This window comes from Trichococcus sp. TS_SC_9 (assembly GCF_056156325.1).
On record NZ_CM149591.1, the window covers coordinates 955754 to 980295 of the forward strand.

The following is a 24542-nucleotide window of genomic DNA, read 5'->3' on the forward strand; positions in this document are numbered from 1 at the left end:
CCTCCTTAATAGGAATAATATAGTTTATTTATTTTTCAAAAGGCTGGAAAGCTTAAGAACGTGGGTCAGACTTTTCTTAACCTCCGCAGCCGACATTTCAGCAACCGGCTTGCGCGCGATAACGATAAAGTCAATGTCCTGAACCAAATCTACCTTCAATTCCGTGAGTGCCTGGCGGATTTTTCTTTTGACGGCATTCCGCACAACGGCGTTGCCGATTTTTTTACCGACGGACAGACCGACCCGAAAATGCGATTGTCCCTGTTTATCAAGCACATAAATCACGAATTGGCGGTTCGCTTTGGACACACCATTATGAAATACTTTCTGAAACTCTTTTTCTTTCTTAACACGAAAAGATTTCCTCATGTTCTTCCCTCAAATCTGCAATCATAACATGCAAAAAAATCTCTCCCAAATGGAGAAAAACAGAAAAATTTCTCTCTCCGTTATCATCACAAATGTGGACCCCTTCCCGAGGCATCTCTGCTGTCGGTTCTGTTGGACACATTTGTCATACTCTCCATTTAAGAAAGACCTTTTTGCATTTTTCGAAATACTTAAAAAAAAAGACCACTGAAACGGTCAGTGATCTATGCAGAGATAACTTTTCTGCCTTTAGCGCGTCTTCTTGCTAATACTCTACGGCCGTTTTTTGTGCTCATACGTTTACGGAAACCATGAACGGATTGACGGTGACGTTTTTTAGGTTGGTATGTTCTTTTCATTGATCTTTACACCTCCTGATAAACTATCTTTCAAATAGGTTATATTTCACTGTTTAGACAGTCCATTAACATTATAAAGAGACAGAATGTGACCTGTCAAGTAAAATTGGTTCATTTTTATTGAACTCACTGAGATATAATAGCACAAATCATTGAAAGATAAAACACTTTTCTTGAAAAAAATTTGATTCTCATCGAAATAAAATTATCCACAACCTTTTTTTTAATACACAATGCCATGGGATAACTCCTGCAGCCTCCCTGATTGCTCACACCTTCGACCCGATTTATCCACATTCCTACAGCCTGTGCACTTCTTCAGAAACACTGCCTGTCAAACCTGTGGAAAAGTGTATCAAACACTGTAACAATCAAGATTTGTAAAACACACCGTTCCACAACGGGCCGTGGACAACAGCTTCGTTCACAAACCTTTTCCACACCCTCCTTGAGCCTGTGGAAAACTATTTATGCACCGGTTAATTGTTTTATTCACAGATGAAAAGAGTTGTGGAAAACTTTTTGATATAATGCTAAAATAAAAAGGACTCACTAAAAGGAGGTGTCCCATTTGGATGACATCTATTCATTATGGCGTTATCTGCAAGAAAAATTTCAAGAATCATTGTCAAAAGTCAGCTACGATACTTGGATAGACAGCGCAGTCCCGGTCCGACTGACTGACACGAATATCATCATCGAAGTTCCCTCTTCTTTACATAAAGATTATTGGCAAAATAACTTGATGAGCAGAATTGTCGAAGGCATATACGAATTCAGCGGCAAAGAACTGACTCCCATTTTTATGATCAAGAATGAGGAAATGCCTGATATTGCAAAACCGACCATCAAACGCACCAACAACAATCGTCTCTTCAAAGATGCCCAACTGAACAGCAAGTATACCTTTGACACCTTTGTTATAGGAAAAGGAAACCAGATGGCTCATGCTGCCGCCCTCGTCGTGGCGGAGGAACCCGGTACAATCTACAACCCGCTCTTCTTCTATGGAGGAGTAGGCTTAGGCAAGACTCATTTGATGCACGCCATCGGCCATCAAATGCTGCAACTGCGGCCAACAGCCAGAGTAAAATATGTCAGCAGCGAAACGTTCGCCAATGATTTCATCAATTCCATCCAGAATCGGACGCAGGAGCAATTCCGCAATGAATACCGTAGCGTCGACTTATTGATGGTCGATGATATTCAATTTTTTGCCGACAAAGAAGGAACACAGGAAGAGTTCTTCCATACTTTCAATGCGCTTTACGATGAACGCAAGCAGATCGTGCTGACGAGCGATCGCTTGCCGAACGAGATCCCGAAACTGCAGGAACGGCTTGTCTCCCGTTTTGCTTGGGGCTTATCGGTTGATATCACGCCGCCCGATCTGGAGACACGCATCGCCATTCTGCGTAAAAAAGCCAATAGCGAGCGCCTTGAAATTCCCGATGACACTCTCAGCTATATCGCTGGGCAGATAGATTCCAACATCAGGGAACTGGAAGGCGCCCTCGTCCGGGTTCAAGCCTATTCAGCTATACAAGGGACCGACATCACCACCAGTCTGGCAGCAGACGCTCTGAAGAGCATCATGCCTTCCGAAAAGCCAAAAGCTTTATCCATCTATGCCATCCAGCAAGCGGTAGGGAAATATTACCACGTGACCGTCGAGGAATTGAAAGGCAAGAAGCGCACCAAGGGAATCGTTGTGCCAAGACAAATTGCTATGTACCTTTCCCGAGTGATGACGGATAATTCCTTGCCGAAAATCGGTTCGGAATTCGGCGGTAAGGATCACACGACTGTCATTCACGCTCATGACAAGATTGCCCTTTCCGTAAAAAAAGACCCTGTTCTGCAACGCGAAATCGAGACGATCCAAAACAGTTTGAAAAAATGATCCTCTCGCGCATTGTGGATAAGCCAATAAATTAGACGGCATTTACGAACACGTTATCCACAGGTGGAAAACGATTGGTTTTATCGGCTTCTTTCACTTATCCACAGTATGAACAGGCCCTACTACTATTACTAATATTATTTAATTTATATTAATAACCATCGGAGGTCCCTTATTATGAAATTTTCCATTAATCGTCAGGTTTTGATCAAACACTTATCTGACGTACAAAGAGCTATTTCCAGCAGAACGACAATCCCGATTTTGACAGGGGTAAAAATCAGCGCTGATGAAAATGGGATCGTATTGAGCGGAAGCGACTCGGATATTTCCATCGAAACGCTGATCCCTGTGTCGGAAGAGAATAATCAGATCGAAATCAACACACAAGGCGGCATTGTCCTGCCGGCTCGTTTCTTCAGTGAAATCGTAAAAAAATTAGCTGACGAAAAAATTACGATTGAAGTCAAAGATCATTTCCTGACAAACATCACTTCTGCCAAAGCATCTTTCACCATCAACGGAATCGATGTAAACAACTATCCTAATTTCCCGGTCATCGATTCGAATGAAGTCATCACCTTGCCGACCGCTTTATTCAAACAAGTGATCCAGCATACGGTAATCGCAACGTCGACACAGGAAAGCCGGCCAATTTTGACCGGGGTGAACATGACCATCCAAAATGGGAAATTGACAGCTGTCGCTACGGACAGCCATCGTTTGAGCCAGCGCGTCATCTCGATCGCGGCTCCCGAATCGCAGATGGAAAAAACCTACAATGTCATCATTCCCGGAAAAAGCTTGGTGGAACTCTCGCGGATCGTTGAGAACCAAGCGACCATCGAAATGATGATCACCGAGAACCAAGTCCTTTTCAAAGCCGAAAATGTTTATTTCTACTCGCGCTTGCTGGAAGGCTACTACCCGGATACAAACCGGTTGATTCCGGCTAGCTCCAGCACGCAGATCGTCCTGAATGCCTATGATTTGCTGCAGGCTACCGACCGTGCCTCCCTGCTTTCGCATGAAGGCAAAAACAACGTCGTCAAACTATCCATCGATGCAAACAAAGTCGAGTTATCAGGAAACTCTCCTGAAGTCGGCAATGTGGAAGAATCCTTGGCCTATGAGTCCGCTAGTGGTGATCCGCTGATCATTTCCTTCAATCCCGATTACATGAAGGATGCGCTACGCACATTCGGCCAACAGGATGTCCAAGTCAATTTCACTTCGGCTGTACGGCCATTCACAGTCGTGCCCGCAGATCGTGAAGACGATAACGATAATTCGTTCATCCAATTGATCACGCCTGTAAGGACTTATTGATCCGATAGATACAGTCAAAAAAGCAAGGAGACGATTCAATCGTTTTCTTGCTTTTTGCTTATCCAAAAATGAAAACGCTCAGACCAGCTGTTTTTAACATAGTAAGAAAGTCTGCATTCGCTCCATTTGTTTAACTAAAGATAAAATGATCGAAAAACGCGAATTTTTAATTTATAAGCCTATAGACGCCTTCGTTGGGATATAGCTAATTTGTATTGTTTTCGAAAAAAATTGAAATAAGGGCCTTTTTTTTCGCGAAAATTTGAAATTGATCAAAAAAAATAGTATAATAAACATATTAAATAGCGTTGTTGCGTGGATTTTATTTTCCACGCTTATTTTATTGGAAAATAGGTGAATTTCTTGAAAAATATTGTGAATATTGATGCAGAGTTCATTACTCTTGGTCAACTACTGAAACATGTCAATCTGATTTCCAGCGGCGGAATGGCCAAATGGTTCCTTTCAGAATATGTGGTGTACGTAGATAACGAAAAAGAAGACCGCAGAGGCCGCAAATTGTTTCCCGGTACGATGATCGACATCCCTGGTGAAGGCACTTTCTTCATCCAGTCAACAAAATCGGATAAAGAAGAGGCTGAGCAAAACAACAGTGAGTCCGAAGCATGATCCTGAAAGAAGTGACGCTGCAAAATTTTCGGAATTATCCGTCTCTTTCCGTGTCCTTTTCAGATGGCATCAATGTGTTTTTGGGTGAGAATGCGCAAGGCAAAACCAATCTCATGGAAGCAATCTATGCCTTGGCTTTGGCAAGGAGTCCGCGCACGTCAAACGAAAAAGAAATGATCCGGTGGCAAGAAGAGTCCGCCAAGATAACCGGCAAAATCCAAAAAAGGGTTTCCACGTTCCCTTTGGAAATCATTTTTTCCAAAAAAGGTAAGATTGCCAAAGTCAATCACCTGGAACAAAAAAAACTGAGCCAATATATCGGCCAGCTGAACGTCGTGCTGTTCGCCCCGGAAGACCTGAATCTGGTGAAGGGCGCACCCGCCAACCGGAGAAAATTCCTGGATATGGAGCTGGGCCAGATGAACCCGGTCTATCTGCATGATCTTGTACAATATCAGCGGATACTGAAGCAACGGAATCTTTATCTGAAGCAGTTGGTGACCGGCAAAGCCAAGGATGAAGTCTATTTGGATGTGCTGACTGAACAATTGGCCATTTTGGGTGCCGATCTGTTGGTCTATCGTCTCCAGTTCATCAAAAAATTGGAAGCCTGGGCCCAACCGCTGCACAAAGAGATTTCTTTGGAGCGTGAAGAACTGACGATCGCCTACAAGTCCAACATCGAGTTGTCTGATGAGATGGATAAAGACGCTATTTTTTTGAAACTGATGGAAGCATTCAGTCAAGGGAAAAGCCGGGAACGGGATCAGGCGGTCACCCTTTTCGGTCCGCACCGCGATGATCTGACCTTTCAGGTGAACGGACGCAATGTCCAAAATTACGGCTCTCAAGGGCAGCAAAGAACGACTGTCCTCAGTCTCAAATTGGCGGAGATCGAATGCATGAATGAGGTCCTCGGGGAGTATCCGATCCTGTTGCTGGATGATGTCCTGTCAGAATTGGATGATGAACGCCAGACCCATCTGCTGAAAGCGATCGAGAAGAAGGTTCAGACCTTTTTGACGACAACCAGTTTGGATGGCATAAAAAAGAATAAGATAGACGAACCGACTATCTACCATATAAAAAACGGTGAAGTAGAAATGGAAGGTGTGTAACAGAATGGCAGAAAACGAAATGAACAAAGCTGAACGAGCAAAAGAATATGATGCCAGTCAGATCCAGGTCCTGGAAGGACTGGAAGCAGTCCGCAAACGTCCTGGGATGTACATCGGCTCTACCAGTGGCGCGGGTCTGCACCATTTGGTCTGGGAAATCGTAGATAATTCCATCGATGAAGCGCTTGCCGGCTTTGCGACGAAAATTGAAATAATAATTGAAAAAGACAACAGCGTAACCGTAACCGATAATGGCCGTGGTATTCCAGTCGATATCCAAGCGAAGACTGGTCGCCCCGCTGTAGAAACGGTCTTCACTGTTCTTCATGCAGGCGGAAAATTCGGCGGTGGAGGCTACAAGGTTTCAGGTGGTCTCCATGGTGTTGGCGCTTCCGTCGTGAATGCCTTGTCTTCTGAATTGACCGTAAACGTCTTTAAAAACGATAAAATTTATACCCAAACGTTTGTACGTGGAGACATCACATCCGATTTGACCATCACAGGAGATACAGATAAGCATGGTACGGAGGTCCGTTTCCTGCCTGATCCGGAAATTTTCAAGGAAACGATTGTCTTTGATTTTGAAAAACTGGCCGTACGCGTCAGGGAATTGGCTTTCTTGAACAAAGGATTGAACATTTCCATCACGGATAAACGTCCAGAAGAACCTGTGGGACAAGACTATTATTACGAAGGCGGAATCAAGAGTTACGTCGAGTTCCTGAACCGCAATAAAAAAGTCATTTTCGAAGAACCCATCTACATCGAAGGCGAGCAGGACGATATTCAAGTTGAAGTAGCGATGCAATATACGGATGGCTACCATACAAACTTTCTGAGTTTCGCCAATAATATCCATACCTACGAAGGCGGAACCCATGAATCCGGTGCAAAGACAGCTTTGACCCGTGTCATCAATGACTATGCAAAACGCAATAAGATCATCAAGGAAAATGAAGAGAATCTGACCGGGGAAGATGTGCGCGAAGGCCTCACCCTTGTCCTCTCCATCAAGCATCCTGATCCGCAATTTGAGGGACAAACAAAAACAAAATTGGGCAATTCAGAAGCGCGTACCATCACCGATCGACTTTTTTCAGCGTACTTTGATAAATTCCTGATGGAAAACCCGCAAGTCGCCCGTCAGATTGTCGAAAAAGGTATGTTGGCTGCCCGCGCACGTTTAGCTGCTAAAAGAGCCCGTGAAGTGACACGTAAGAAGAGTGGCTTGGAAATCAGTAATCTGCCCGGTAAATTGGCCGACTGTTCAAGTAAAAATCCAGCAGAATCCGAAATTTTCATCGTCGAAGGAGACTCAGCCGGAGGTTCGGCAAAACAAGGCCGCTCTCGTTTCTTCCAGGCAATCCTGCCGATCCGAGGAAAGATTCTGAATGTAGAAAAAGCATCCATCGATAAAATCCTCGCCAATGAAGAGATCCGTTCGTTGTTTACGGCAATGGGTACCGGCTTCGGTGGAGACTTTGATGTTTCCAAAGCCCGTTATCATAAATTGGTCATCATGACCGATGCCGATGTCGATGGCGCGCATATCCGTACGTTGCTGTTGACGCTTTTCTACCGCTACATGCGTCCATTGGTTGAAGCTGGATATGTGTATATCGCACAGCCACCTTTGTATCAGGTGAAGCAAGGCAAAAAAGAGAAGTATCTCGATACCGATCAGGAGCTGGAAGAGTACCTTGCCTCCATCCCTGACTCGCCAAAACCAATCATCCAACGCTATAAAGGGCTTGGAGAAATGGATGCAGAACAATTATGGGATACGACCATGAACCCTGAGAACCGTCACTTCCTGCAGGTGACCGTCGACGATGCCGTCAAAGCTGACGAAACATTGAATATGCTTATGGGGGATCATGTAGAACCAAGAAGGAACTTCATCGAAGAAAATGCGGTTTACGTGAAGAACTTGGATATCTAAAAGGGGGTTGGAAATTAAATGTCTGATGAAATTGAAAAAATAAATGATCAAGCCATGGAACAAAGGGAATTAAGCCATGAAATGGAAACTTCATTCCTAGAGTATGCCATGAGCGTTATCGTAGCCAGGGCTTTGCCTGATGTCCGTGACGGACTCAAGCCGGTCCATCGCCGTATTCTTTACGGCATGAGCGAATTGGGCGTTACGCCTGATAAAGCACACAAAAAATCCGCACGTATCGTCGGGGACGTAATGGGTAAGTACCATCCCCACGGTGACAGTGCCATCTATGAATCCATGGTGCGTATGTCCCAGGATTTCAGTTACCGTTATCCGTTGGTCGATGGGCACGGAAACTTCGGCTCCATCGATGGAGACAGCGCCGCAGCGATGCGTTACACCGAAGCGCGGATGTCAAAGATCGCCTTGGAAATGCTGCGCGACCTCAACAAGGATACAGTCGATTACCACGATAACTATGACGGTTCCGAAAGTGAACCCGATGTATTGCCGGCTCGCTTCCCTAACCTACTGGTGAATGGGGCTTCCGGTATCGCCGTTGGGATGGCGACAAATATCCCGCCGCACAACCTGACGGAAGTCATTTCCGCCCTGCATATCCTGATGAATGATCCGGAGGCGACGACTGCCGATTTGATGGAGGCCGTTCCCGGCCCCGATTTCCCTACAGGCGGTATCGTCATGGGCAAATCAGGCATCAGGAAAGCCTATGAAACGGGCAAAGGCTCCATCATTGTCCGCGGACGTGTAGAGGTCGAAATCCTGAAAAACGGCAAAGAACGCATCATCATTTCCGAATTGCCGTATATGGTCAACAAAGCGAAATTGGTCGAACGGATTGCTGAATTGGCCCGCGACAAAAGGATCGAAGGCATAACCGACTTGGCGGATGAGTCTGACCGCGACGGCATGCGTGTCGTCATTGATGTCCGCAAGGATGTCAGTGCCGGCGTGATTCTGAATAATCTTTATAAATTGACGCCGCTCCAATCTTCTTTCGGCTTCAATATGTTGGCGATCGTAAAAGGCATCCCTAAAGTGCTGGGACTCAAACAGATTTTGGTCCATTATCTGGAACACCAAGAAGAAGTCATCCGCAGAAGAGCCGCATTCGACAAACGAAAAGCGGAAGCCCGTGCGCATATCTTGGCCGGCTTGCGGATCGCTTTGGATCACATCGATGAAATCGTAGCGATTCTGCGCGGTTCAAACAATGGCGATGCAGCCAAACAAATCTTCATCGACAAATACGGCCTTTCCGACAAACAAGCGCAAGCCATTTTGGATATGCGTCTGGTGCGTCTGACCGGTTTGGAAAGAGAAAAAGTTGAAGCGGAATATGATGCGCTGATGGCTTTGATTGCTGATTTGACTGATATTTTAGCGAATGAGCAGCGTGTCTTCGACATCATCTATACGGAATTACTTGAAATCCAAGAAAAATTCGGCGACAAACGCCGCACGGAACTGTTGGTCGGAGAAGTATTGTCGCTTGAGGATGAAGACTTGATTGAAGAGGAAGACATCGTCCTGACTTTAACACATAACGGCTACATCAAACGTTTGCCAAACAGCGAATTCAGAGCCCAAAAACGCGGCGGACGCGGTGTCCAAGGCATGGGTATCCATGATGATGATTTCATCGAAACACTGATTTCGGCATCAACGCACGATGTGTTGCTGTACTTCTCGAACCAAGGGAAAGTATACAAAACAAAAGGCTATGAAGTACCTGAATACGGCCGTCAGGCAAAAGGCTTGCCGATCATCAACTTGCTGAACTTGGATGCCAACGAAAAAATCCAAGCCATCATCAACGTCAAAGGCGGCCCGCAAGACGGAGATTACTTGTTCTTCACGACGCGGATGGGTACCGTCAAACGGACATCTGCTACTGAATTCCAAAATATACGTCAAAGCGGTCTGCGCGCAATCAACCTGAAGGATGAGGATGAGCTGATCAAAGTATCCTTGACTGACGGCAACCAGAACATCATTATCGGAACGCACTTCGGTTACTCCGTAAGCTTTGATGAAAAGGACGTCCGTGATATGGGTAGGACTGCTACCGGTGTCCGCGGTGTGAAATTAAGAGGAGATGATTATGTTGTCGGCATGGATGTGCTGAAACACGAGTCGGAAGTTCTAATCATCACGGAAAATGGTTACGGCAAACGTACGGCAGCAGATGAATATGCCATCAAAGGACGAGGCGGTAAAGGGGTCAAAACAGCCAACATTACTGAGAAAAACGGGAAATTGGTAGGTTTGACAACTGTCTCCGGCGATGAAGACATCATGATCATCACGGATAAAGGCGTCATGATCCGTTTCCACGCTGATGCCATTTCCCAAACAGGCCGTGCCACTCTCGGCGTACGCCTGATCAAGCTTGATGGCGAAGCCATAGTATCGACAATGGCAAAAGTTGAGCGCGAAGAGGATGAAGAAGCTGTTGTTCCACTGAATACAGCCTTGCTTCCAGAAGGCGAAAATAACGCCTCAGAAGTAGCTGATTCAACCGAACAGGCAAATACACCAGATACAGCGGGAAACTCCGAAATAGCCGATAAAATGAGCGATTTCGCAGATGAACTGTTGGATGAGGAAGATTCGGAAGAATAAAACTTAGATACCAAAGCTAATAGCGCAAAAACAGAGGAAACTGTCCTGTGACGGTTTTCTCTGTTTTTTTTGGCCCTCTTTCAAGGCGGTTGAAAAAAAGGCTTGCCATAAAAAATGGAATATGGTACAATCTTTAGATGTGAGTAATCCTGAAAAGGTACTCTCCTTGCTCTTACATAAGTAAGGGCCAAAGTCCACAAGGAGGTGACAGTCAAATGAGCAATTACGAAATCAACTACATTATCCGTCCTAACATCGAAGAAGAAGCTAAAGCAGAATTGATCGCACGTTTCGATTCTATTTTAACTGATAATGGCGCTGAAGTTATTGAATCAAAAGACTGGGCGAAACGCCGTTTAGCTTATGAAATCAAAGATTTTCGTGAAGGTATCTACCATATCGTGAAAATTTCTGCTTCAGATGCTAAAGCAATCGACGAATTCGACCGTCTAGCAAAGATCAATAGCGATATCATTCGCCACATCGTTGTTAAAGTAGAAACTAAGTAAAGTGTTCCACGTGAAACATTTTGAAAGGAGTAAGATGAATGATTAATAATGTTGTCTTAGTCGGCAGACTTACAAAAGATGTTGATTTACGCTATACATCCAGCGGCACAGCAGTCGGAACCTTCGCTCTTGCAGTAAACAGACAGTTTACTAACCAAGCAGGAGAAAGAGAAGCTGACTTCATCAATTGTGTCATGTGGAGAAAATCTGCAGAGAATTTCGCGAATTTCACTCGCAAAGGCTCTTTAGTCGGTATCACTGGCCGAATCCAAACAAGGAATTATGATAATCAACAAGGACAGCGCGTATACGTGACTGAAGTTGTTGCAGATAATTTCACATTGTTGGAATCGAAAACAACTACCGAACAAAGACCGAGAGAGACTGGCGCAGCTTCTTCAAATCAAGCAGCTCCGAGTGCAAACTTCGGATCAAGCAAATCTTTTGAATCGAACCAAAACCAAGGACAGTATAATAATCAATACTCTTCTCCGAAACAAAACGGTTTTTCTGATTTTAACTCAACTGCTGATCCGTTTTCATCAAACGGAGAATCAATTGACATTTCAGATGATGATTTGCCGTTCTAGTCTTTAGGACAGAATGGTTAGTTTAGGAAAAGGAGGAATTGACATGGCATTTCAACGTAACAGCAGAGGCGGACGCAAACGTAAAAAAGTTTGTTATTTCTGTGCTAACCACATTGATCATGTAGATTACAAAGAGACTGATTTATTGAAACGTTATATATCTGAAAAAGGTAAAATTTTACCTCGTCGTGTAACAGGTACATGCGCTAAACATCAAAGAACTTTGACTGTATCTATCAAACGTTCTCGTATCATGGCTCTTATGCCATTTACATTAGCAGAATAATATTAAGGGAGTCGCTTCCAGGAGCGCTCCTTTTTTTGTACCCAAAAACAGTTGCTGTTCGTACATGGACACAGCTCACTGCACCCGGATGTCGCAACCACTCCCCTTTTCCTTCTTCTGGGTACAAATTTTTTTCGATGCGCTCTATCCGTTTCTGTTGAATAGATCGTATGGTCAGTTGAAGCAAACTGCGTACTGCATCTTTCTGAGTGTCTACTCCCATATCTCCTTCGGGCATCACTAAATAAGCAAGGGTAGACTATTTTTATCCATCAGTCTTCTCGTATCATTCCCTTAAGTTCTCCCCCAATTCGTTGCTCATCCTAAGGTACACTGAAGAGCCCAGATAAAGCTCAACAGCAAGGATTTTGCTTTATCTAAATGCCCTCCCCTACTCTTCACGCTAGCAAAGGAATTCGAACATATTTTTTCCGTAAGCGCTAGTGCACTGGCTGGATATTCTTCATAGAGGTATAAGGCTAGGCACTATGATGCTCTGATTGGGCCATTTTATCCCTATGTGAAGGACTTCTCCTTGCTCGTGGGAAAATACTTCAAACAAGAATGCAGGTGCTGTCAGAAGCTTAAATTTAGCCAATATGAATTATAAATCTCCGGTGCTAAAATGTTCCACGTGGAACATTTTAGCGCTGTTTTTGATGCATCATAATTTCCGGATCGCTCCTGATGGAATTTTTTTTAGGGAGATTGCTCCCGAAAATTGAAATTGGGATTCCCAAAGCAGTATCCGCCTCTGATCTATGCCAGCGCCGGAAGATATGCTTCCGGCACAAAAAAATATTTCTGAATGCAGAAAGAACTAAGTTGTGGGGGAATGCCAAAAGTGTACAATTCAGAAAAGTAAGATCTTCCCTTCCATACCCGTACAGTGGTTGTCCTAATAGCAAATAAATGCATACGTTACCAGTGCGTTTTCTGTTGCCGACAACAAAAGATTCTACTTTGAGCAGTCATGATCGATGCATGCAAAAAATTACGAAGACGGGGATTTGGAGATGAGATAAAATGAGTCAGCGAGGCAAATGGTGAATCGGCATCAAGGAAATGATTGAGCCCGCTTGACACGAAATTAAAAAAAACAGATACCCGAGAACTGACATCATAAAGGAGCGACAGACCTTCCCTTTCATCTTTAGAGCCATATAACAGACAGAACACGCCACGAAATCAGACTCTTTTAATCATATCGCAGAGAATCTGAGGACTTAATATCATTGCGCAAAAAAGTTGCCGGTTCAGTAGTTGTACCTGTAGAAATTAATAGTAGATGCAGATGGTCAGGTGTAGGCCTGAAAAAAGTGCAAATGCAAATTTCCAATAATCGCTGATATCAAAATTAGAGATAAAAAATGATCGATACTATTCGAAGTATCTCAGATTCACTGTTGCAGGCTTCCGTTCAGACTGTATATTCCTGAGGTGCAGCTGAATTGAAATAATGGATGATCTCAAATTATTCATGAAATAGGAAAGCAATGATTTACTCAGAATAATCGAACCTACTCCAGTCAAGCGACAGTTTATCTACAAATTGAGTGGTTCGAGCGTTCCTAGAGACAAGAAAGAGGAAGCCTCTGCAAGCAGCTAGATCCTATTGATGATCGATCAGGCTTGCGATGCTTCAACAATTCGGTTGCGTGCTGGAAAAGCAAAAGACTCCCTTTTGCATATGATATTAAGGAGAGGATTTCATCGATGCAGGTGATGTTATTGGAATGGATCCGTAGGTTGTACACAGGCTAGTTGGCATTTTGTTATTTTAGTTATCCACAAAAGAATATTACCGATGATTCCGGATCTAAGTGCACATTCACAAACAGGATGTGGAAAACTATTTCTGAGCGTTATCCACATTCTGTTTTTACAGGGCTAGTTGCCTTCGGTTATGCATTTGCAAACGAGCAGAAATGACGAAATACTGGATATAAGGGTGACTTCTTCAAAATCTGGCAATTTTCATTAAAATGATAGTAAATTCATCCAAAATAAAGGGTGTTATTTCATAAACAAACGAATCAAACAAATGTTCAGATTGATATAAAGAAATGTGCATAATCCCATAGACTTATGCACAGGATATACACAGACCTTATACAACGCCTGAGGTGTCATAAATAGTATCAGGATAATTAGTTATCAACAAAGTCAGTTTATGTCAAAAATCCTATTACATCAAGGCTGAAACCTCCTATTTGAATTAGTTATGCACAGGCAAAGGACGAAAAATGTGCATAACTGAAATTGTCGGGTATGGTTCGAGTTATCCACAAGAACAACAGCTGATACAGAGTTGTAAAATCAAGAAAAGATAGGGAGAATGAAAATCTATTTTCAAGCAAGAAAATAGGTTCTGCAAATTACATGAAAAAACAGGAGAACATCTTATAGCTAGATTATTCAAATTATTAGTGAAATAGTAATAGAATTCACCAGAAAAGTGTTTTCCGTAAAACAGGTAATAGAGGGATAAGTTGAAGAGCGCGAGTTTATGCTGAAAAAACAGAAGGGGTCAAATCAAAAAGACAACGTGATCAAATATAAAAGTTCCACGTGGAACATCGGTTAAGAAATAGACGTACGCACATACATAGGATTTGAATACAAATTGAAGAGGTAATCACTAAATGTTCCACGTGGAACTATTGAGGATAATAGAGGGAATTGAGACCAACTGATAACTATAATAATAATTACATTCAGATCGAAATGGTAACTATTTTGAGAGATATATTCCAAGGAGACCGAATCCATTTATGGATAATTACTCACCAAAAATGAAGTTATGTTTTGAAAAAATATCCAGAAAAAATGCAGCACTATAATCCAATCTGGCCGAGAACTGTACTATCAGTCACCAAGCGAAGATCATACTGAGTAAATTATACTTTTCAGTGCCCAAAACAGAGAAATAATCTCTCTCGCTCAGAAAATCTGCTCTCCGGAATACGAACATTATCCAGAAAAATGTTTCACGTGAAACATTCAATTTCCCGTAGAGATGTCAACTAATGCCGTCAGAAAGGGCATTATAGCTATTATTATCTGGATATGTTAAAATGTACAAGTGCAAAATGTAGGTTCAGTAAAGGAGCTATCATGAAAATAAAGGAAAAGTTAAAGAATCTTCCTCACTTCATAAAGGCTGACAAGATTAAGGTTCCTTTCCTGATTATCGTATTCTTATTGCTGGTGATCGTTGTGTTGACTTTCATTGCAGATTGGAAAATCGGAATTGGAATTACGCTCTTATGCGTTGGGATTGTTGGATTCATCAGTTATTCTTCGGAGTATTTGATTGATGAGACAAATCAATACATATCTGACTTATCTTATCGAATCAAAAAAGGTGAACAAGAGGCTTTAATTAAAATGCCTATTGGGATACTTCTATATAATAAGCAAGAAGAAATCCAATGGATGAACCCATATTTAATAAAGTATTTTGGCAAGAAAGATATACTGGGAAGAAAGCTGAATGTGGTTGATGAAGAACTATATCAGCTTTTTAAAGAATCGCAGGACTATGTGATACGCCGTGTGAAATGGGGAGATCATTATTTTGATATGATCATTCAAGAGGATATTGGCGTCATTTATTTGATGGACATAACAGAATATGCCAAAATTGAAGAGAAGTACAAAGACGAAAAATTTGTTTTTGGGAATATCATTGTCGACAATTATGATGAGGCTGTTCAATCCATGAATGATCGTAAGCGATCGAATGTAAACAACTATCTGACGAATCAACTCACAAATTGGGCTAACATGAATAATGTCTTTTTGAAACGAGTGGATGATGACCGCTTTATAGCATTGACCAATATGCGTGCTTTAAAGAAAATAGAAGAAAACAATTTTGATATCATAAATCAAATAAGAGAAAGAACCTACAAGCAAAATTTTCCGTTGACATTGAGCATGGGTTTCTCATATGAAAAAACTTTTGAGCAAACCAATTTTAAAGAAGTCGCCAAAATGGCGCAATCGAATATTGATTTAGCCTTGGCAAGAGGTGGCGATCAGGTTGTTGTGAGAGCCGAAAATGAAGATGCTCGTTTCTATGGCGGCAAAACTAACCCAATGGAAAAACGGACCCGTATCCGTGCCAGAATGATCAGTCAGGCTTTGGAAGAGCTTATTGTCCATGCCGATAAGGTGATCATCATGGGGCATAGTTATCCGGATATGGACGTCATCGGTTCCTGCTTAGGAATCCGTCGTATTTCGCAGATGAACAATCGGGAAGCCTGGATAGTATTGGATCCGCAACAATTTTCCAATGATGTGAATCGGATTATGCAAGAGATAGACAAAGATCCTTTGATTGCGAAGCGGATCATTTCACCTGAGCAAGCAATAGCATTGGTGACGCCACAGACCCTGATTGTGATGGTTGATGTCCATCGCCCATCCATGACGCCGGCACCTGGGTTGTTGAATCTGTCCAAAAAAATCGTCGTTTTGGACCATCACAGACGCGGACAAGAGTTTCCGAAAGATTCTGTTTTGGTTTATATGGAACCTTATGCGTCCTCCACGTCAGAATTGATTGCTGAATTGTTTGAATATCAATCCAATGAGATGGATGCCATCAATAAGATAGAAGCAACTGCTATGTTGGCAGGGATTATAGTCGATACCCGCAACTTCAGTTTGAGAACTGGATCAAGGACTTTTGATGCTGCCAGTTATCTGCAGTCGAATGGGGCGGATACCGTTTTGATCCAGAAATCACTCAAAGAGGACTTGGATACTTATCTGTTACGTAGCCATTTATTGCAGACTATGGAATTTGTGGATGGTAACTTGGCGATTGTCCATGGAGAAGATGAAAAAATATACGACACGGTCGTCGCTGCTCAAACAGCCGACACGATGTTGTCGATGGAAGCGGTAGATGCTTCATTTGTTGTCACAAAACGTCAGGACGGCAGAGTGGGTATCAGCGCCAGAAGTCTGGGTCAATACAATGTGCAGACAGTCATGGAAAAATTAGGCGGCGGCGGACATTTATCCAATGCAGCCACTCAGATTGAGAATACGACAGTCCATGAAGTCGTTGAGAAACTGAAAGCAGTCATCAATCCAGAAAAAATTAAGGAAGGGGAATAATAAATGAAAGTTGTTTTTTTAGAGGATGTTAAAGGTAAAGGGAAAAAAGGGGAAGTCAAGGATATAGCGGATGGCTATGCTACTTTCCTGATCAAAAACCGTAAGGCTGATGAAGCGAATGCCGCCACTATTTCCGCATTGAAGGGCCAAAAGAAAGCGGAAGAGAAGAAGCAGGCTGAAGAGTTGGCAGTTGCGCAAGAATTGAAGGCACTGCTGGAAAAAGATGAATCAATCATCAAATTGTCGGCAAAAATTGGTGAAGATGGTCGTTTGTTTGGTTCCATTACAACGAAACAGGTTGCTGAAGCATTACAAAAGCAACATAATGTTAAATTGGATAAACGAAAAATTGAATTAGAAAATCCTATCCGCGCGTTGGGTTTCACAAAAATGCCCGTTAAAATTCATCCGGAAGTGACAGCAATGTTGACAGTGCAAGTGACGGAAGGGTAATGATTTTCCAAATATAAAATGAAAGGCAGAGATATCAATCTCTGTCTTTTCGTTTGTTTATGAGGCTGCGCCTATAATATAGAAGAAAATACATCTGACGGCCATATTAAGGCAGACAGTCCCAGCAGATTTTTTAACGAAAAGGGAACGAATGTTCGTTTTTCTGAATTGTAAATGTGGCTGATTTAGGATACAATAAGGAAGCAAAAGATGAGGAAGCCAGTAATGATTTCCTCGTCCAAATGAAAAAACCTAAAGGGTGAAAATATAAAATGGAAGATACACTTCAAGATCGCATACCTCCTCATAGTATAGAAGCAGAGCAATCCGTTCTGGGCTCCATTTTTTTGGATCCCGAAACGGTTGTAAATGTTTTAGAATACCTTGAATCATCTGATTTTTACAGAAAAAATCATCAGATTATTTTTGATGCGATTTTGCAATTGAACAATCGGAATGAAGCGATTGACGTCGTCACCATCTCAAATGAGTTGGATACGAAGAATCAGCTTGAAAATGCTGGCGGCATGGAGTATTTGGCCGAATTGGCGGTTGCGGTACCCACTTCAGCCAACGTGGAATATTACGCCAAGATAGTGGAAGAGAAATCGATCTTGCGCAATCTGATCCGATCGGCTACAGAAATCGTCCGCAAAGGCTATGAAGAGGGTGATGAACTCGCCGTCATGCTGGACAGCGCCGAACAGAACATCCTTCAGGTATCCGAACGGAGAAACCGATCCGGCTTCATCCGTATCTCGGATGTCGTTTCGGCATCGCTGCAGAATATCGAATCGTTGGCTCAACGAAGCGATGATGTGACCGGGGTGCCAACCGGCTACATCGCCTTGGACAAAATGACAGCAGGCCTCCAAAAAGAAGAACTGATCATCCTGGCAGCGCGTCCGGCCGTGGGTAAGACCGCTTTTGCGCTGAACATCGCGCAGAATGTCGCAACCAAAGCCGATCAGGTAGTTGCGATCTTTAGCTTGGAGATGGGAGCGGAGTCGTTGGTCAACCGGATGCTGTGTGCGGAAGGGAACATCGATGCCGGCCACTTGCGGACAGGGCAGCTTTCTGAAGATGAGTGGTCCAACCTGATCATGGCGATGGGGACGCTTGGGCAGTCAAAAATCTTCATAGATGATACGCCGGGGATCCGGATCGCGGAAATCCGGGCAAAAAGCCGTCGTTTGCTGCAGGAACAGGGGAAACTGGGTCTCGTCGTAATCGACTATCTGCAGCTGATTGAAGGGAATAACCGCGAAAGCCGCCAACAGGAAGTTTCTGATATTTCGCGTCAATTGAAGAAATTGGCGAAGGAACTGAAAGTACCGGTCATCGCCCTTTCCCAATTGTCCCGTGGCGTGGAACAAAGGCAAGACAAACGTCCCGTATTGAGCGATATCCGTGAATCGGGATCGATCGAGCAGGATGCCGATATCGTTGCTTTCCTATACCGCGACGATTATTACGAACGTGAAGGCGGCGATGATTCGGAACGGGATGAGCAGGAGAATAATGTCGTAGAGGTCATCATCGAAAAAAACCGGAGCGGAGCGCGTGGAACCGTAAAGCTCCTGTTCAAAAAGGAATTCAATAAGTTTTCGTCGATGAGCTATATGCCGGAAATTAGCTGATCATATTGGACAAATTGTTCAGAAATGAGCGCTTTTATTTGATTCTTTATTGAAAGACATAGGTAATATTGGTAAACTAGCATAGTGTTATGAATAAATAAGATGAGGTGGAGTAAATAATGACTTCAGTAGTAGTTGTTGGGACTCAATGGGGAGACGAAGGTAAAGGGAAGATTACAGATTTCCTTAGTGAGAATGCAGAAGTAATCGCTAGATATCAAGGCGGAGACAATGCTGGCCACACAATCCAGTTTGATGGCGTTACATACAAATTGCACTTAATTCCATCCGGCATTTTTTATCCAGAAAAAATCAGTGTGATCGGAAACGGCGTAGTAGTGAATCCGAAATCATTGATCAAAGAATTGGCATATTTGAAAGATCACGGCATCAACACGGATAACCTACGTATTTCCGACCGTGCCCACGTCATTTTGCCTTATCATATTCAATTGGATCAGCTTCAAGAAGATTCAAAAGGCGAAAACAAAATCGGTACGACCATCAAAGGTATCGGGCCAGCTTACATGGATAAAGCAGCGCGTGTCGGTATCCGTGTAGCTGATTTGTTGGACAAAGAAATCTTTGAAGAACGCCTGAAGATCAACTTGGAAGAAAAGAATCGTCAGTTCACAAAAATGTTCGATTCTGTAGAAATCAAATTCGAAGATATTTTTGAAGAGTATTACCAATATGGTCAAGAACTTAAAAAATATGTAACCGACACATCCGTTATCCTGAACGACGTATTGGATGCAGGCAAACGCGTCCTATTTGAAGGCGCACAAGGGGTTATGCTGGATATCGACCAAGGTACGTATCCATTCGTTACTTCTTCCAACCCGGTTGCTGGTGGGGTAACCATCGGTAGCGGTGTGGGCCCTACCAAGATCGATAAAGTTGTCGGTGTCTGCAAAGCTTACACTTCCCGTGTCGGCGATGGCCCGTTCCCGACTGAATTGTTCGATGAAGTAGGAAGCCAAATCCGTGAAGTTGGCCGTGAATACGGCACAACGACCGGCAGACCGCGCCGTATCGGCTGGTTTGACGCAGTTGTTATGCGTCATTCAAAACGCGTTTCAGGCATCACTAACCTATGCTTGAACTCAATCGATGTTTTGAGCGGCTTGGAAACAGTCAAAATCTGTACTGCCTACAAAAATGCTGAAGGTGAATTGATTTACCATTATCCAGCAAGCTTGAAGGAATTGGCTCAATGCACGCCTGTCTATGAAGAGTTGCCAGGCTGGAGCGAAGACATCACTGGTTGCCGCACATTGGAAGAACTTCCTGAAAATGCACGCAACTATGTCCGTCGCGTTCAAGAAACGGTTGGCGTTCGCATTTCCACTTTCTCAGTGGGACCTGACCGCAACCAAACGAACGTATTGGAAAACGTTTGGGCAAGTATCTAAGACAGTAATGAATACAATAAAGAGTCTGCATACGGAGATACTATCCGGATGCAGACTCTTTTTTTCATGAAGTTATTGCATTTTATTGAAAAGGAGAGTAAAATAACAATTGTTACGTGATCAGCACGTGATAGGGGTAATTAGCTCAGTTGGTAGAGCAGCTGACTCTTAATCAGCGGGTCGGGGGTTCAAACCCCTCATTACCCATTTAGATTTATCGGATAAGCTTTAAAAGTATTGATGGATATTCCTCATGCTTTTAGGGCTTTTTTTGTTGATTTGAATGCCAGGAAATAAAAAAATGGTACTTTTTAGTAAATAGAAACATAAAATGGAGTTTTTTTATGAAAAAATACAAGCCTTTAAGTGTCATTAGGTATGGCAGCATTGACGAATATGAAAAAGAATACCAGATGAGGATTTCCACCCACAGTACGTATCATACAAATTAACAAATAATCATAGAGAGAGGAACAAGGCTATCGCCTCCTTATAGTCATACAAAGTAAGAACTGTATTCTTTTTTATAAATTTTTTTCAGAAGACGCTGCAAATAATAACTATAATCTGATATTTTTATATTTTTACATGAATAAAGTGTGGTACGATTATCATTAGAATGTAAACGTTTGCCAAGGGGTGATGATTTTTGCAGAGGATTGAAAAAGTGCTCGAAGCATTGGGCATGCTTTACGAGGAGAAGAAACAGGGCATAACGGCCGAGGAGATCGCCTATAGATTGAAAAGCGACAGAAGCAATATTTCGCGCGATCTGAATCAGCTGCATAAAGAAAAACGCTGCTACAAAGAAAAAACCAGACCGGTGCGTTTTTTTCCGTGCACACGTAAAGTGCCCCAACAGGTTGTTGCACCAAAAGAAACGCCCAAAATCGTGGACATGGATAATTTCCTGAAGAAGAATCCCAGCCTTTTCCATCAGATTGAGCAAGGGAAGGCTGCCATCCTGTATCCAGGGGACGGCATGCATATGCTGTTGTTGGGCGAAACCGGTGTCGGCAAGTCGTTGTTTGCCGATTTGTTGCACAAATACGGCATCCAATCGGGGAAACTTGAGGGATCTTCCCCCTTCATCCAGTTCAATTGCGCCGACTATGCCCATAATCCGCAGCTGTTGATGAGCCAACTTTTCGGCCATGCAAAAGGGGCTTATACGGGTGCGGAAACAAATAAGACGGGGCTGCTCGAGAAGGCGAACGGAGGCATCCTTTTTTTGGATGAAATCCACCGCTTGCCGATCGAAGGGCAGGAGATGCTGTTCACCTACATCGACCGCGGTGTTTTCCGGCCGCTCGGCGAATCCGAAAAGGATCACCATGCCAATGTCCTGATTATCGGTGCTACGACGGAGAAGAAGGACACACTTCTGAAAACATTCATCCGCAGACTGCCGATCATCATCGATCTGCCGAGTTTGAGGGAAAGGTCGATCGAGGAACGCCATCAGTTGTTCGATGCGTTCGTTCAGCAGGAAGTCGATCAATTGGGAGTGCCGATGTATTTCAGCAAGAATGCGCTGAAAGCTTTTCTGCATTACAAATGCGAAATGAACATCGGGCAATTCAAAGCGGATATCCGGATCGCTTTCGCGAAAAGCTATGCCCGTTTCTTGGCAGTCAAAGAGAATTTTCTGAAAGTCAGCAGCAAAGATCTGCCTGATTATATCCGGGCGGGTCTGCTCAGCAATGCGGAACACCGTCAGATGTGGTCAAAATACGAGGGGACGAACCGACAGGCAATCCAATATCTGCCATCCGACAATACAGTTCCAGAAGTGAACAGCGCGCCGAGCGAGAGCACCATTTATCGGGAAATGAATACACGCTACCGGGAATTGGAGAAGAAAAAAGCCAGTGCGGATGAGATCCAAAAAGCGATGGAGCACGATCTGAAGACTTACTTCAAATTGACCGGTGAAGAGGAACAACGCTTCTGCAACAAGGAAAATTTGATTGCGCTTGTGCCTGACAACATCATCAAGGAACTGGAAAAAATTCTCCGCCATGTCACGATCAAGACCGGCAAAGTGATGAGCGATAAGGTGTTCCAGATGATGGCGATCCATATCTACAACCTTGTGAAGCGAAGCCAACAGGATCATGTGCTGAAGAACGACATGCATGAAGCGATCATCGACAAGTATCCGGAGATGTACGGCGTCGCGAAAGAATGCATGGCCATTTTGGAAGCGGATCTGGGTGTGCGTATTCCGGAAGAGGAAGCGAGCTACTTTATCATGTTCCTGAGCCACGATGAAATGGATGCAATCGAAAGACTTGCGAAAGTGCAGGTCATCGTGATTGCGCACGGATCAGGGATTGCGTCGGCGCTTTGCGACACGGCGAACCAACTCCTGAACCATGAGGGAGCCATCGGGATCAATGCGCGCTTGGATGAGGAGCCCCGACAGGTGTTCGAAAGGCTGGTCCGTTACATCAAAAACCATCAGATTTCGGATGATATCCTGCTGCTGGTGGATATGGGGAGTCTGACGACTTTTGCGGGGGAATTGGAAAAACTGTTCCCCTTGAAGGCGGAGTCCATCCCATTGGTGAGCACCATGCATGTCCTCGAAGCAAGCAGAAAAGCGATGATTGGCTGCAGTCTGCGTGAGGTTTACGTCGAAACCCTGAAGGTGAACGACTATATAGCCATCTATCAGGACAGGAAAGAAGTGGAGCAGGTGCAGAAGCCGAACGTGCGTCCGCAAGCCAGCGATTCGTTCCATTTCAGACCATTGGCGATCATTTCGATCTGCCTGACCGGCGAGGGGACGGCCGTAACGATCCGTGACATCATCCGCAAGGAGATTTCCTTCGACGAGAAGGAAATCACGATCGTCCCGATCAATCTGGTCGGCAAGGAGAGTATTTATGCGCGCCTTCAGGAATTGACGAAGGAATACGAGATCATCTGTGTCATCAGCACCTTTGCGATCAAAACGGAGTATCCGACCTTTGAGTTGTATACGGTCATGAACCGGGCGGGACTGCAACGGATTCAGGACTGCATCGACGAAATCTATACGTATCGTTCGATTAAGGAAACAATCCTGAAGTATTACGACATGCCCGAAATAGAGGAGCTGCTGTCCAGCATTTATCGCTTCAACGATGAAGTGAACGAAATGATGAGCCCTTCCCTGTTCGTGAGCGATAAGATCGGCCTTTCCTTCCATATCATCGGCATGCTGCGCAAAATCAAGCGCAAGGAACAGATTCCGCATTTTGAAAAAGGCATGGTTTCCTTTCCGCAGGACAAATATATCGTGCCGAAAATCAAGAATCTTTTCGTTGATTATTTCCGGGAGCATCTGGAGATGATCAACGAGGACATGCTGAACCATGTCGCCTATGCTTACTTGGCCCGAAGTGTGTCCTATATAGCGAACAACTGACACACAATTGCACAATTTTATAAAATCTGTGTCGTTTTGGCGGCACAGATTTTTTTGTTGCGCGATGCGGTGCGGTTCATGTGTGTTGGCACGGTTTTTGCATATCTATAAATGAAAGGATAGAGGACAGGAGGGATTCATTTGGAAGACGAGGAGAAAATCATCATGCAACTGATCATCCATGGGGGAGATGCCCGCGCGTTCAGCATGAAAGCGATCCAAGCCGCCGAAAAGGGCGAGTTTATGGAAGCCGATAAACTGATGGGGGAGGCCAGGACTTCCCTGAACAAGGCGCATGACCTGCAGACAACAATCATCCAAGAAGAAATCAGAGGTAAACCGACCAGCACGACGCTGCTGATGGTCCATGCACAGGATCATGTGATGAATGCCATGACCGTGAGGGATCTGGCGCAACACCTGATCCAACTGAGGGAAGAAGTCCATTTATTCCATACACAAAAAATGAGCCAGGAGGGGATTGCATGACACTATCAATTATGTTGGCTTGTGCAGGAGGTTTCTCAACCAGTATGCTGGTTGAACGGATGAAGGATGCGGCAAAAGAAAGAGGGATAGAGGTCACTATCGACGCCACTGCGGAGGGAAAAGTGGATAAACTGATTCAGAATATCGACATTCTTCTGCTGGGCCCACAAGTCGGTTACATGGAAGCGAGCTTCAAAAAGAAGTACAGTGGCCATCAGGTCACGATCGCAACGATTCCTTCGATGGATTACGGCATGATGAACGGCAAAAAAGTATTGGCAGATGCTTTGAATTTATTAAATTAATAGGGGGC

At 43.9% G+C, this 24542-nt stretch carries 18 protein-coding genes and 1 tRNA gene; 17 read left to right on the forward strand and 2 right to left on the reverse strand.

What is annotated here, in order from left to right; translation table 11 throughout:
• Positions 1-24 precede the first annotated feature (24 nt).
• Both rnpA and rpmH read right to left on the reverse strand, forming a co-directional pair.
• Entirely contained in the window at positions 25-369 is a 345-nt protein-coding gene (rnpA, locus tag AC0J5I_RS04410; protein ID WP_475304222.1) for a ribonuclease P protein component, read from the reverse strand.
• Between the two features lie 224 nt (positions 370-593).
• Positions 594-728 (reverse strand): 50S ribosomal protein L34, encoded by a 135-nt coding sequence (gene rpmH / locus AC0J5I_RS04415; protein WP_072763781.1) that lies wholly within the window; start codon positions 726-728, stop codon positions 594-596.
• A 571-nt stretch (positions 729-1299) separates the two neighbouring features.
• Here rpmH and dnaA point away from each other — a divergent pair.
• From dnaA to AC0J5I_RS04500, 17 genes are all read left to right on the forward strand, one after another.
• Positions 1300-2631 carry a chromosomal replication initiator protein DnaA gene (dnaA, locus tag AC0J5I_RS04420; RefSeq protein ID WP_068562126.1) on the forward strand — a complete coding sequence of 444 codons (1332 nt, stop codon included), beginning with the start codon at positions 1300-1302 and terminating at the stop codon, positions 2629-2631.
• Between the two features lie 177 nt (positions 2632-2808).
• Positions 2809-3960, forward strand: coding sequence for a DNA polymerase III subunit beta (gene dnaN / locus AC0J5I_RS04425; RefSeq protein WP_475304226.1), 1152 nt, complete (start codon positions 2809-2811; stop codon positions 3958-3960).
• A 363-nt stretch (positions 3961-4323) separates the two neighbouring features.
• Positions 4324-4590: a S4 domain-containing protein YaaA gene (yaaA, locus tag AC0J5I_RS04430; protein ID WP_320163836.1), complete on the forward strand. Its 267-nt coding sequence runs from the start codon at positions 4324-4326 to the stop codon at positions 4588-4590.
• Positions 4587-5708, forward strand: a complete 1122-nt coding sequence (gene recF, locus AC0J5I_RS04435) for a DNA replication/repair protein RecF (protein WP_475304230.1) — start codon at positions 4587-4589, stop codon at positions 5706-5708. The genes yaaA and recF overlap by 4 nt, the downstream gene beginning before the upstream one ends.
• A gap of 4 nt (positions 5709-5712) precedes the next feature.
• The gene (gene gyrB, locus AC0J5I_RS04440; protein ID WP_475304234.1) at positions 5713-7650 is read left to right on the forward strand and encodes a DNA topoisomerase (ATP-hydrolyzing) subunit B; all 1938 of its coding nucleotides are present in this window, start codon (positions 5713-5715) and stop codon (positions 7648-7650) included.
• Between the two features lie 54 nt (positions 7651-7704).
• Positions 7705-10296 carry a DNA gyrase subunit A gene (gene gyrA / locus AC0J5I_RS04445; protein ID WP_475305522.1) on the forward strand — a complete coding sequence of 864 codons (2592 nt, stop codon included), beginning with the start codon at positions 7705-7707 and terminating at the stop codon, positions 10294-10296.
• Positions 10297-10511: 215 nt separating this feature from the next.
• Positions 10512-10805, forward strand: coding sequence for a 30S ribosomal protein S6 (rpsF, locus tag AC0J5I_RS04450; protein WP_086628719.1), 294 nt, complete (start codon positions 10512-10514; stop codon positions 10803-10805).
• Between the two features lie 38 nt (positions 10806-10843).
• Positions 10844-11395 carry a single-stranded DNA-binding protein gene (gene ssb, locus AC0J5I_RS04455; protein WP_475304242.1) on the forward strand — a complete coding sequence of 184 codons (552 nt, stop codon included), beginning with the start codon at positions 10844-10846 and terminating at the stop codon, positions 11393-11395.
• A 43-nt stretch (positions 11396-11438) separates the two neighbouring features.
• Positions 11439-11681 carry a 30S ribosomal protein S18 gene (gene rpsR, locus AC0J5I_RS04460; protein WP_068562133.1) on the forward strand — a complete coding sequence of 81 codons (243 nt, stop codon included), beginning with the start codon at positions 11439-11441 and terminating at the stop codon, positions 11679-11681.
• A 3117-nt stretch (positions 11682-14798) separates the two neighbouring features.
• A complete protein-coding gene (locus AC0J5I_RS04465) occupies positions 14799-16817 on the forward strand; it encodes a DHH family phosphoesterase (RefSeq protein WP_475304247.1) in 2019 nt (672 codons plus the stop codon).
• A gap of 3 nt (positions 16818-16820) precedes the next feature.
• Positions 16821-17270, forward strand: a complete 450-nt coding sequence (rplI, locus tag AC0J5I_RS04470) for a 50S ribosomal protein L9 (RefSeq protein WP_475304251.1) — start codon at positions 16821-16823, stop codon at positions 17268-17270.
• A gap of 272 nt (positions 17271-17542) precedes the next feature.
• Entirely contained in the window at positions 17543-18910 is a 1368-nt protein-coding gene (gene dnaB / locus AC0J5I_RS04475; protein WP_475304254.1) for a replicative DNA helicase, read from the forward strand.
• Between the two features lie 119 nt (positions 18911-19029).
• Positions 19030-20325, forward strand: a complete 1296-nt coding sequence (locus AC0J5I_RS04480; RefSeq protein ID WP_106450507.1) for an adenylosuccinate synthase — start codon at positions 19030-19032, stop codon at positions 20323-20325.
• A 134-nt stretch (positions 20326-20459) separates the two neighbouring features.
• A tRNA-Lys gene (locus tag AC0J5I_RS04485) sits at positions 20460-20532 on the forward strand.
• A 442-nt stretch (positions 20533-20974) separates the two neighbouring features.
• Positions 20975-23740: a sigma-54-dependent transcriptional regulator gene (locus AC0J5I_RS04490; protein ID WP_475304259.1), complete on the forward strand. Its 2766-nt coding sequence runs from the start codon at positions 20975-20977 to the stop codon at positions 23738-23740.
• 141 nt (positions 23741-23881) lie between these two features.
• Positions 23882-24229, forward strand: coding sequence for a PTS lactose/cellobiose transporter subunit IIA (locus AC0J5I_RS04495; protein ID WP_475304264.1), 348 nt, complete (start codon positions 23882-23884; stop codon positions 24227-24229).
• On the forward strand, positions 24226-24534 hold the full coding sequence (locus AC0J5I_RS04500) for a PTS sugar transporter subunit IIB (RefSeq protein ID WP_475304268.1): 309 nt from the start codon (positions 24226-24228) through the stop codon (positions 24532-24534). Before AC0J5I_RS04495 ends, AC0J5I_RS04500 begins: the two co-directional genes overlap by 4 nt.
• Positions 24535-24542: the final 8 nt, after the last annotated feature.